Source organism: Belnapia arida (genome assembly GCF_016773205.1).
Classification (GTDB): Bacteria; Pseudomonadota; Alphaproteobacteria; order Acetobacterales; family Acetobacteraceae; genus Belnapia; species Belnapia arida.
Genome location: NZ_JAETWB010000001.1, coordinates 421,525 through 431,901 on the forward strand (window position 1 = coordinate 421,525; position 10,377 = coordinate 431,901).

General features: G+C 69.8%; 10 protein-coding genes. 7 read left to right on the forward strand and 3 right to left on the reverse strand.

What is annotated here, in order from left to right:
- Positions 1 to 75 precede the first annotated feature (75 nt).
- Positions 76 to 732 (forward strand): hypothetical protein, encoded by a 657-nt coding sequence (locus JMJ56_RS02195; RefSeq protein ID WP_202829963.1) that lies wholly within the window; start codon positions 76 to 78, stop codon positions 730 to 732.
- On the opposite strand, the gene queF is transcribed toward JMJ56_RS02195, so the two are convergent.
- The 3 genes from queF to queA are packed head-to-tail and all read right to left on the reverse strand — an operon-like array spanning position 729 to position 3,362.
- Positions 729 to 1,199, reverse strand: coding sequence for a preQ(1) synthase (gene queF / locus JMJ56_RS02200; protein ID WP_202829964.1), 471 nt, complete (start codon positions 1,197 to 1,199; stop codon positions 729 to 731). The genes JMJ56_RS02195 and queF overlap by 4 nt on opposite strands.
- Entirely contained in the window at positions 1,192 to 2,319 is a 1,128-nt protein-coding gene (tgt, locus tag JMJ56_RS02205; protein ID WP_202829965.1) for a tRNA guanosine(34) transglycosylase Tgt, read from the reverse strand. Before tgt ends, queF begins: the two co-directional genes overlap by 8 nt.
- Positions 2,316 to 3,362 carry a tRNA preQ1(34) S-adenosylmethionine ribosyltransferase-isomerase QueA gene (queA, locus tag JMJ56_RS02210; RefSeq protein WP_202829966.1) on the reverse strand — a complete coding sequence of 349 codons (1,047 nt, stop codon included), beginning with the start codon at positions 3,360 to 3,362 and terminating at the stop codon, positions 2,316 to 2,318. The genes tgt and queA overlap by 4 nt, the downstream gene beginning before the upstream one ends.
- 165 nt (positions 3,363 to 3,527) lie before the next feature.
- On the opposite strand from queA, the gene JMJ56_RS02215 reads away from it, so the two are divergent.
- The 6 genes from JMJ56_RS02215 to JMJ56_RS02240 all read left to right on the forward strand — a co-directional run bounded on the left by JMJ56_RS02215 (position 3,528) and on the right by JMJ56_RS02240 (position 10,365).
- Positions 3,528 to 4,409 (forward strand): TauD/TfdA dioxygenase family protein, encoded by an 882-nt coding sequence (locus JMJ56_RS02215; protein ID WP_202829967.1) that lies wholly within the window; start codon positions 3,528 to 3,530, stop codon positions 4,407 to 4,409.
- A 1-nt stretch (position 4,410) separates the two neighbouring features.
- Positions 4,411 to 5,313, forward strand: a complete 903-nt coding sequence (locus tag JMJ56_RS02220; protein ID WP_202829968.1) for a fumarylacetoacetate hydrolase family protein — start codon at positions 4,411 to 4,413, stop codon at positions 5,311 to 5,313.
- A complete protein-coding gene (locus JMJ56_RS02225; RefSeq protein ID WP_202829969.1) occupies positions 5,313 to 6,296 on the forward strand; it encodes a Bug family tripartite tricarboxylate transporter substrate binding protein in 984 nt (327 codons plus the stop codon). Before JMJ56_RS02220 ends, JMJ56_RS02225 begins: the two co-directional genes overlap by 1 nt.
- Before the next feature lie 3 nt (positions 6,297 to 6,299).
- Positions 6,300 to 7,415 (forward strand): Ldh family oxidoreductase, encoded by a 1,116-nt coding sequence (locus tag JMJ56_RS02230; protein WP_202829970.1) that lies wholly within the window; start codon positions 6,300 to 6,302, stop codon positions 7,413 to 7,415.
- Between the two features lie 87 nt (positions 7,416 to 7,502).
- Positions 7,503 to 8,966: an L-lactate permease gene (locus JMJ56_RS02235; RefSeq protein ID WP_202829971.1), complete on the forward strand. Its 1,464-nt coding sequence runs from the start codon at positions 7,503 to 7,505 to the stop codon at positions 8,964 to 8,966.
- Between the two features lie 283 nt (positions 8,967 to 9,249).
- On the forward strand, positions 9,250 to 10,365 hold the full coding sequence (locus tag JMJ56_RS02240) for a hypothetical protein (protein ID WP_202829972.1): 1,116 nt from the start codon (positions 9,250 to 9,252) through the stop codon (positions 10,363 to 10,365).
- Positions 10,366 to 10,377 lie beyond the last annotated feature (12 nt).

Genomic DNA, 10,377 nt, shown 5'->3' on the forward strand with positions numbered 1-10,377 from the left:
AATAACGGGCAGATGAGATCGGGTAGTCGGACAATACGGTTAGGATGTTGTGGAAGAGACGGCAGGAGGCGACCGATGGACGCACCGCAGCGCAGCTTTGTCTTCTATCCGATGCACAACCAAGCACCGGATGTCCACAATCCTCAAGGTAATGACGCGACTGGGGCATTCCACCCCGGCGCCGCCATGTACGAGAAGTACTACACGAAGCTCGGCTGCGACGTGACCATGTGCAAGTTCGACAACCACCTGCCCGGGGACCAGCGTCGCGCGCAGATCCTGAACGCACTCGCCATCGGCGCCGCCGATGGCTGGTACGACGCCATCGTCTATTTCGGCCATGGCTACAAGGACGGCATGCCCTCGGCCGGCTTCGCCCTGAAATCCATCGACCAACTGACCAATGCCATCTGGTCCTATGGCCAGTATTCGGTGAAGGTCGTGCTTTATGCCTGCACCTGCGGCATCGACGGCGGCTATGCCTGGCGCATCTCGGAAGCGATGAAGCCCTGGGCACAGGAAGGCTACGGCGTGTACGGCCATGCCAGCGCAGGCCATTCCTTCATGAACCCGCAGGTGCGGCAATACCCGAATGGGGGTGCCGTCACCGGCATCAAAACCGCGCCGGCCGGGAAGATCCCCGCCTGGATCAAGGCGCTTGGCGACCCGAAGAGCACGCTCTGGCTGCGCTTCCCCTTCATGAGCGAGGAGGAGATCGCGGCGGAGCTCTAGCCCCGCCCCCGATACCCCGGCACGCCCTGATCTGGCACCCAGACGCCCTCCGGCGCCGGCCCCGTGGCGTAGAAGACATCGATCGGGATGCCGCCGCGCGGGTACCAGTAGCCGCCGATGCGCAGCCATTCCGGATCAAGCTCCTCCACCAGCCGCCGGCCGATGGCGACGGTGCAGGCCTCGTGGAAGGCGCCATGGTTGCGGAAGGCGCCGAGATAGAGCTTCAGCGACTTGCTCTCCACCAGCCAGCCGCGCGGCACGTAGTCGATCACCAGATGCGCGAAATCCGGCTGCCCGGTCAGCGGGCAGAGCGAGGTGAACTCGGGCGCCGCGAAGCGCACGAGATAGCGCAGTCCCGGATGCGGGTTCGGCACGCGCTCGAGCCGCGCCTCCTCCGGGCTGGCCGGCAGGGCGGCGTTGCGGCCGAGCAGGGTCAGCCCGGTGGTGTCGGTGGTCGCCTCAGCCATCATTCTCCTCGCGCAGCGGGGCCCAGCCCGCTTCCAGCGCCGCCGCATGCTCGTCGAGGCGCCCCTCGCATATGGCAATGCGGAGGCCCCGCATCAAATCCTGGTAGTACTGGATGTTGTGCCAAGTCAGCAGCATCGGCCCGAGCATCTCCTCGGCCTTGATGAGGTGGTGCAGATAGGCCCGCGAATGCCGGGCGCAGGCCGGGCAGCCGCAGGCGGGGTCGAGCGGCGAGGGGTCCTCGGCGTGGCGGGCATTGCGGAGGTTCAGCATGCCGCGGCTGGTATAGGCCCGCCCGGTGCGGCCGGAGCGGGTCGGGATGACGCAGTCGAACATGTCGATCCCGCGCCGGACGGCGCCGAGGATATCGGCCGGCGTGCCGACGCCCATCAAGTAGCGCGGCGCGTCCTGCGGCATCAGCGGGACGGTGCAGTCGAGCGTCGCGAACATCGCAGCCTGTCCCTCGCCGACCGCGAGCCCGCCGACCGCATAGCCCTCGAAGCCGATCGCCGTCAGCGCCTCCACGCTTTCGGCCCGGAGCGCCGGATGCACCCCGCCCTGGACGATGCCGAACAGCCCGTGCCCCTCGCGCGGCTCATAGGCCGCCCGCGACCGCGCCGCCCAGCGCATCGACAGGCGCATCGAGGCCGCCACCTGCTCCTCCGTCGCCGGGAAGGGCGTGCATTCGTCGAAGCACATGGTCACGTCGGCGCCGAGCAGGCGCTGGATCTCGACGCTCCGCTCCGGCGTCAGCCGGTGCTTCGTGCCATCGACATGGCTGCGGAAGGTAACGCCCTCCTCGTCCATGCTGCGTAGCCCAGCCAGGCTCATCACCTGGAAGCCGCCGCTGTCGGTGAGGATCGGCCCGCGCCAGTCCATGAAGCAATGCAGCCCGCCGAGCCGCCCCACCCGCTCCGCCCCCGGACGGAGCATGAGATGATAGGTATTGCCCAGCACCATCCGCGCCCCGGTCGTCCGCACCGCATCGGCGGTCATCGCCTTGACTGTGCCGGCGGTGCCGACCGGCATGAAGACCGGCGTCTCGACCGTGCCATGGGCGGTGTGCAGCACGCCGGCACGGGCGGCGCCGTCGCGGGCGAGGGGGGTCCAGTGCAGGGTCATGGGGCCTCCTCCCGCTCCAGCAGGCTGCCGTCGCCATAGCTGTAGAAGCGGTAGCCGGCCGCGATCGCATGGGCATAGGCCGCCCGCATCCGCCCGACGCCGGCGAAGGCCGAGACCAGCATGAAGAGCGTGCTCCGCGGCAGGTGGAAATTGGTCAGCAGCAGGTCGCCGCCGCGGAAGCGGTGGCCGGGCAGTAGGTAGATGTCGGTGAGCCCCCGGAACGGCCGGACCACGCCGTCCTCGCCCACCGCCGTCTCGAGCAGCCGCAGCGCCGTGGTGCCGATGGCGACCACGCGGCCGCCCGCCGCCCGTGCGGCGTTGATCGCAGCCGCGGCCTCCTCCGTCACCTCGCCCCATTCGGGATGGAGCTTGTGCCCGCGCGGATCTTCGGCCCTCATCGGCAGGAAGGTGCCGGCGCCGACATGCAGCGTCACCACGGCCTGGCCGATGCCGCGGGCGGCGATTGCCTCCAGCAGCGCAGGCGTGAAGTGGAGGCTCGCTGTCGGCGCGGCGACGGCGCCGGGGCGGGCCGCGAAGATGGTCTGGTAGTCCTCCCGGTCCTCCGGCAGCGGCCCCTCCGGACGGGCGATGTAGGGCGGCAGCGGCACTTCGCCAGCCGCCTCCAGCGCCGCGGCCAGCGCCGCCTGATCGGGGCCGAAATCGAGCAGCGCCATGCCGCCCTCCCGGCGCTCGACGACGCGTGGGGCGAGGCCGGGCGCGCCCTCGATGGCGACCGTGTCGCCCGGGCGCAACCGCCTGGCGTTGCGCACCAGCGCCTCCCACAGCCCGCCGCCCTCGGCGCGGTTCAGCATGATCTCGACCGAGGCGTCCCCGCGCCGGCCGCGCAGCCGGGCCGGGATCACCCGCGTGTCGTTGACCACCAGGATGTCGCCCGGCCGGAGCAGGCCCGGCAGGTCGCCGATGATGCGGTCCGCCAGCCCGTCGCGCCCCACCTGCAGCAGCCGCGCCGCGTCGCGTGGCCGGGCCGGCGCCTGGGCAATCAGCCGCTCGGGCAGGTCGAAGTCGAAATCCTCGGTGCGCATGGGCGGGGCGGTAGCCCGGTGGGGCGCAGAAGGCAACCGCGCCGCCGCGTCCTGAAGCCCAAGGCGGCGAGGCGTGTCCCTGCCCCTGTCCGCCGACCGCCGTGCGGCAAGGTTGACGGAAGCGCGCGGTCGCCTGACGCTGCCCCGAAAGGGAGAGGCGTAGCCATGCGGATCATTCCGAATAACGCTGCACTGGGCGCCAGGGTGGAGGATATCGACCTTGCGACCCCGCTATCGACCAAGGATCGGCGCGACGTGCTGCGTGCTCTTGGCCGGCATGGCGTACTCTGCTTCCCCGGTCAGGATCTCGATGCGCCGCAGCTTTCCGCCTTCGGCAGCGGCTTCGGCATGCTCGAGGTGAACGTCGCGAACCTGTTCCATTCCCCTGGCCACCCGGAGGTCATGATCCTCTCGAACCGGAAGGATGCCGAGGGCAAGCCCGCTGGGCTGAACGACGCCGGCCAGGGCTGGCACACCGACATGTCCTATTCGACCGAGATCGCGCTGGCCAATGTGCTGCATGCCAGGGAGGTGCCGCAGCGCGACGGCAGGCCGCTCGGCGACACCCAGTTCCGCAACATGCACGCCGCCTATGACGACCTCCCGGCCGAGGTGGTGGCGCGGCTGGAAGGGCGCGTCGCCATCCACGACTTCGAGAAATTCTGGGACGTGATGCGCCAGCGCCCGGGCAGCATCCGCGGCCCGCTGACTCCGGCACAGCGCGCAAAGAAGCCGCCGGTCGCGCAGCCGATCTTCCGTACGCACCCGATCACCGGCCGCCGCGTGCTCTACTGCAACCCTGGCTACGCGATGCATATCGAAGGGCTCGAGCGCAGCGAGAGCGACGCCCTGCTGGAATACCTGTTCCAACACCAGGCGCAGCCGAAATACCTCCACAGCCATGCCTGGACACCGGGCGACCTGCTGATGTGGGACAATATCGGCACCACCCACAACGCCGTTGCCGACTATGCCGCGGACGAGCCGCGCACCATCCTGCGGGTGCAGGTCATGGCGACGCTCGACTACGCCGCGCTGGCTGCCTGAGATGAAGCTGGCGACCTTCCGCGCCGATGGCGCACGGCGGATCGGGGCAGTGCACGGCGATGCCATCGTACCGCTGCAACCCGCGCTCGACGCCGCCCGCGCCGCCGCCGGCCAGCCGCCCGAGGCGCTGCCGGACACCATGCTCGGCCTGCTTGCCGCCGGGGAAGGGGCGATGGTCGCCGCCGGCCGGGCTCTGGCCTTCGCCAGCCGTCCGGATCAGGCGGCGCTGCGCCGCCCGCTGACCTCGGTAGCGCTCTGCGCGCCGCTGGTGCCCGGCAAGGTCATCGGCGTCGGCCGCAACTATGCGGACCATGCGAAAGAGGTCGGCGGCCCGGCGCCCACGGCGCCGCGGCTGTTCCTGAAGCCCGGCTCCTCGGTCAGCGGACCGGGCGACGTGGTGCGCATCCCACCCGGCGTCACCAAGCCGGACTGGGAGGTGGAGCTCGCTGTCGTCATCGGGCGCACCGCCTGGCAGGTGAGCGATGGCACCGCTCTCGAGCATGTCGCCGGCTATACGGTGCTGAACGACGTCTCCGCACGGGAATTCCAGTTCGACCAGCCCCTGCCGATGACGAGCTTCGCCAAGGGGATGGACGGTTTTTGCCCGATCGGCCCCTGGCTCGTCACCGCCGAGGAGGTTGGCGAGCCCTGGCAGCTCGGCTTGCGCTGCTGGCTGAATGGCGAGCTGGTGCAGGAAGGCAATACGAGGGACCTCATCTTCAGCGTCGCCGCGCTGATCGCCTATGTCTCGCGCTACATGGCGCTGCAGCCGGGGGACGTGATCGCAACCGGCACGCCGGCCGGCTCCGGCCATTTCCGCAAGCCGCCTCGCTATCTGCGCGCGGGCGACCGCATGCGGCTGGAGGTGGAGCGCGTCGGCGTGCTGGAGCACGGGATCGGATGATGACGAGATGGATCGCGGCGGCGCTGACGGCCTTCGCCATCGGCACCGCGCAGGCCCAGCCGAGGGCGCCGGGCTCCGACTATCCGGCGCGCCCCGTGCGGGTCATCGTGGCGCTGGCCCCGGGCGGCAATGCCGACATCAACGCGCGCGTCGTCGCCGGCCAGCTCTCCGCCCAGCTCGGCCAGCAATTCCTGGTGGAGAACCGTCCCTCCGGCGGTGGCACCGTGGCCTTTGAGACGCTCGCCGCATCGGCACCCGACGGCTACACGCTGCTGGTCGGCGCGCTCGGCTCGCATGCGCTGAATATCGGCCTCTATGGCGACCGTCTCCGTGTCCATCCACTGACCGGCGTCGATCACATCACCATCTCCAGCCATTCGGCCATCGCGGTCGCCGTCAATCCCTCACTGCCGATCAGGACGCTCACCGAATTCGCCGCGCTGCTGCGGGCCAATCCCGGCCGTTACGACTACGGCTCCTCTGGCAACGGCACGACGGGGCACATCGCTGGCGCCATGCTGGTCCAGCTCCTCGGCGTACAGGCGCAGCATGTCCCCTATCGAGGCTCGGCCGCCGCCTTTACCGACCTCGCCGCCGGGCGCACCGCCTTCCAGGCCGATACCATCTCCTTCCTCGCCGAGCCGCTGAAGGCCGGGACGGTGCGCGGCCTGGTCATCGCCACACCCGAGCGCTCGTCCCTCGCGCCGGATCTGCCAACCAGCGCCGAGGCCGGGCTGCCGGCCTATCAGGCGACGACCTGGACGCCCTGGTCCGCGACTCTCGGCACGCCGGCGCCGATCCGCCAGTTCCTCTACGAGCATATCGCCGAGGCACTGCGCGAGCCCGCGGTGCGCGACCGCCTCACCGGCCTCGGCAACACCATCCCCGAGGGGATGACGCCGGAGCGCACCCGCGCCTTCATCGCCTCCGAGATCGACCGCTGGGTGCCGATCGTGCGCGCCACCGGCGCAAGGGTGGACTGAGCCATGGCCCGCAACGTCACCACCGGCCGCCGCGTGCCGGCCGAAACCCTCCGCGCCCAGATCCTCGCCATCCTCGGCGCCTGGGGCATGCCGGCGGAACACGCTGCGACCACCGCCGACATCATGGTGGAGACGGACCTGATGGGCATCGACAGCCATGGCGTGTCGATGCTGATGGCCTATGAGGAGGGCGTGCGCGAAGGACGCATCCGGCTCGCCGCCCAGCCGAAGCCGCTGCGCGACACCGGGCCGACCGCCCTGCTCGATGGCGCTGACGGGCTCGGCCACCCGGTTTCGGCCATGGCCATGACCATGGCGGTGGACAAGGCGAAGCAATTCGGTGTCGGCGCGGTGGGCGTCGTCAACAGCCACCATTTCGGGGCTGCCGGCGCCTATGCCCGCATCGCCTCGGCGCGCGGCGCCATCGGCCTGGTGACCTCCTCGACGCGTGGCGTGTCGCTGGTGCCGACCCGCGGCGCCATGCCGGTGCTCGGCACCAACCCGATCGCCTTCGCCGCACCCGCCGGCCGCAATCCGCCCTTCGTGCTGGACATGGCGACCACGACCGTCGCCGCCAACAAGGTCAAGGTGCATCACCTGAACGATGCGCCCCTGCCCGATGGCTGGGTGATCGACGGCGCCGGGCAGGGCGTCACCGATCCGCATGAGGCCAATGCCCTGGTCTTCCAGCGCCCGGAAGGCGGCATCACGCCGCTGGGCGGCGCGGAGTCCACGGGCAGCGCCAAGGGCTACGGGCTGGCCATGATGGTCCATATCCTGGCCGGCACCCTGGTCGGCGCCAGCTTCTCGCCGATCCGCAACCGCACGCAGGCGCCGGGCCAGCCGCACAATATCGGGCACTTCTTCCTGGCGCTCGATCCCGACGCCTTCCGCACGGCCGACGCCTTCGCCGCCAATCTCGACGATGCGCTCGACGTGCTGCACGCCACGCCGCCGGCCGACCCCGCCGAGCCGGTGCTGGTGGCCGGCGAGCCGGAAGACCGGATGCGGGCCGAGCGGCTGGCGCAGGGCGTGCCGGTGCCGGACAGCCTGGATGCCCTCATCCGCGGCATATGCGAACGCGCCGGCGCCCCCTACCTGCTCAGGCCGAATGGCTGAACCCGTCGGCTCGGCGCCGCCTGGCTGCCCATCCGCTCCGGTGCGCGACCGGCACCTCAACGCAGCACAGCCAGGGCAAGGCCGCCATTGATCTACCTCGTCTGGAGCCTGCCTGCGCTGGTCGTCATCGGCGCCATCGTGAGCGGGCGCATGGGCGCGCTCGGTGCATCGATGTGCGGCCTCGCCGTCTCGCTGGTGGTCGCCCTGACGACCGCGCCACAGGGCTACCAACTTGTGGATGCCGGTCTTTCCCTGGTCCGGGGCGCCTGGATCGGTTGGGTCGTCGTCCCCTACATCATGGGCGGCTTGCTGTTTTGGCAGATCGCGGTGCGGACCGGCGATGCCATCCTGCCAGCCGCGACGGCCGCACCGGAGGGCCAGGCCGCACGGCGGTTGCTGTTCGCGGCCTGCTTCCTCATCGGTCCCTTCGCGGAATCGGCGACGGGCTTCGGTGTGGGCATCATCGGCACCATGACGCTGGTGCGGCGGTTCGGCATGGGTCCGGTCCAGCTTCTCGCCTTCTCCCTGCTGAGCCAGACGATGATCCTCTGGGGCGCCATGGGCAGCGGCGCGATCGTCGCGGCGGCCCTGGCCCGCACCGATCCCGCCGTGCTGGTCATTCATACCAGTGTCCTGGTGGTCGCCTTCAACATCGCCTGGCTGGCGCTCTACTGGCGCCTGGCGGACCGGGCCGGCTTCAAGGCCGGTTGGCGGGAGCGGTCCAGCGAGGCCCTGTGGCTCGGGGCCAGCCTCGGCCTGGTGATCGCCGCAACCGCCGTTTTCGGAGCGGAGACGGCGATGCTCGCCGCCTATGGCCCGGTGATCGCGCTTCGCTACTTGCTGGACGAACGCCCCGATGCCCGCACCCTGATCCGGATGGCGCGCCGGATGCTGCCTTTCGCCTTGCTGATCGCCTGGTTGGCGGCGACCCGACTGATCCCGCCCGTCGAGGCGTTCCTCGCCGATACAGGGCGAATGCAACCCTTCGAGGGCGCACCGGCCTGGGCGCCCTTCCTCCATGCCGGCACCTGGCTCATCGTCGCGGCGGTGCTCACAGGGCTGCTACGGGGCAGGGCAGGGGCCTTCGCGGCTGATCTCGGGACGGCATGGAAGACCGGCCGCCTCGCCGTGTTCAGCATCTTCACCTTCTCCGCCATCGCCGAGATCCTGTCCGGCTCGGGCATCGCCACCGGCCTTGCCGGGGGCCTGTTCCACGCATTCGGCGGGGTCGCGGTCGTGCTGATGCCGCTGGTCTCGGCCGTCTACGGTGCCCTGGCCAACAGCAGCAACGCCGCCAACGGGCTCTTCATGACCGCGCAGGTCAGCCTGGCGACCGCAGCCGGCCTCGACCTCCCGGCCGCGATTGCCTTGCAGCATGCCGCGGCCCTGTCGCTGAACATGGTCTCGCCGGTGCGGATGTCCATCGCGTGCAGCCTCGCCGGCACGCCGGGCCGCGAGCGCGATGCCTATGGGGCCATGCTGCCCTTCGCCCTTGCGGCCATCGCAGTCTTGCTCGGTGCGGCGACCGTGGTTGCCATGGGCTGGGTATAAGCGCCGAAGTTGATTCCTGGACGCGGCGCGGAGGCGGGCTGCCGGATCGGGCGTGCTGGCGCCCCGCATCGGGAGGCCGGAGCGGAAGTCAGCGCGAGCGGAAGTCGCTCCAAGCGGCTCCCTTAACCGATCGGCTTCTTCCATCAAGCACGGTGAGGATGAAAACAGAATAATACTGGTTTTCATACGAAAACCGTGGGACACGAACCAACGACAGAAAATCCTGCATATGCCTAGTGGCATGCGAAGGTTTCCTGTCCCAAGCCTATGGGAGCTGGCGACCTTGACACTATTTCGGCTGGCCGGGTTGCGCTCCACCTTGTTTGCGGCAAGCGCCCTGGCGATGGTCCATGCTTCCGCCTGGTCGCAGGTTCAGCCGGCCGCTCCTGCCTATATGAACGTCATTACCGGGGCGGCCGTGCCGTCCCCGGACCGGGTCGCGTTCCAGACCCTGGTCGCGCTGAACGCCGGCATGTTCGAGCTCTACGGCAGTGCCGGCAAGCTCGTGCAGGGCAGCATCCTGGCGCAGCATCCGGTGATCCTCGGCCTCTTCTCGGGCGCCGGGGGCCGCATGATCCTCTACCGGCCGGGCCAGCCGTCGCTGGAGGGGCCGCAGGTGCCGGAAGCCTACCAGATCCTGAAGTCCGTCGGGCACAGCGTCATGGCGCTCGGCGTGGTCGTCGGGCCGCATATCGGCAAGGCAGACGACAACTCCTGGCAGTCCTCGGTCGCGGCCTATCGCGTCAAGCTGCAGGCCGCGCTCGGCAGCCTCGACGCGACCAGCCTGCCGGCCGAGTGGCGCGCCAACAACGCGGCGCTCATCCGCGAGAACATCGCCTTCATCGACCGCATCCTGGGCGAGAAGGTCATCACCTTCGCCGCGGTGCAGGACTTCGCCGCGCGGCAGCGAGCGGCGCTCAAGAACAACATCCGGTGGGCAGCCGATACCCAGGTGACCCATTGGATGCGCGTTCTGGCCGAATGGAAGCGCATGCTCGGCGCCGACTGGAGCAAGGTCTACGCCGCCAGCAACACCATCTACGTGGCCCGGCAGAACAACGTGCTGTTCAGCGTGTTGGCACAGTTCTTCCAGCCGCAGGACATCAATTCGCGCCTCATCCTCATCGAGACCGTCTCCTTCACTACGACCCCGGCCGACATGCTGGAGTCGCTCACCCGCATCATCTCCGACCGCACGGTGGGCGAGACCTTCTTCGGCAGCCGCTACCTGATGGACTACGAGCTGATGGGCGGCGACGCGCGGGACAGCATCGAGCGCATCGCCAAGGCCCAGGGCATGCCGACGAACCTGCCGCCCCGGGTTCCCTTCGGCTCGACCCAGTGGCCGACCCTGATCACCCCGGGCGAAGGGCCCACCTCGCTCGCCGACCTGCCGTAGGGAGCGCCGCGC

Coding starts and splice junctions, on each gene's coding strand:
- JMJ56_RS02220 (WP_202829968.1), top strand. CDS start 4,411: ATGAAGCTGGCGACCTTCCGCGCCGATGGCGCACGGCGGATCGGGGCA.
- queA (WP_202829966.1), bottom strand. CDS start 3,362: ATGCGCACCGAGGATTTCGACTTCGACCTGCCCGAGCGGCTGATTGCC.
- JMJ56_RS02215 (WP_202829967.1), top strand. CDS start 3,528: ATGCGGATCATTCCGAATAACGCTGCACTGGGCGCCAGGGTGGAGGAT.
- JMJ56_RS02230 (WP_202829970.1), top strand. CDS start 6,300: ATGGCCCGCAACGTCACCACCGGCCGCCGCGTGCCGGCCGAAACCCTC.
- JMJ56_RS02195 (WP_202829963.1), top strand. CDS start 76: ATGGACGCACCGCAGCGCAGCTTTGTCTTCTATCCGATGCACAACCAA.
- JMJ56_RS02225 (WP_202829969.1), top strand. CDS start 5,313: ATGACGAGATGGATCGCGGCGGCGCTGACGGCCTTCGCCATCGGCACC.
- queF (WP_202829964.1), bottom strand. CDS start 1,199: ATGGCTGAGGCGACCACCGACACCACCGGGCTGACCCTGCTCGGCCGC.
- tgt (WP_202829965.1), bottom strand. CDS start 2,319: ATGACCCTGCACTGGACCCCCCTCGCCCGCGACGGCGCCGCCCGTGCC.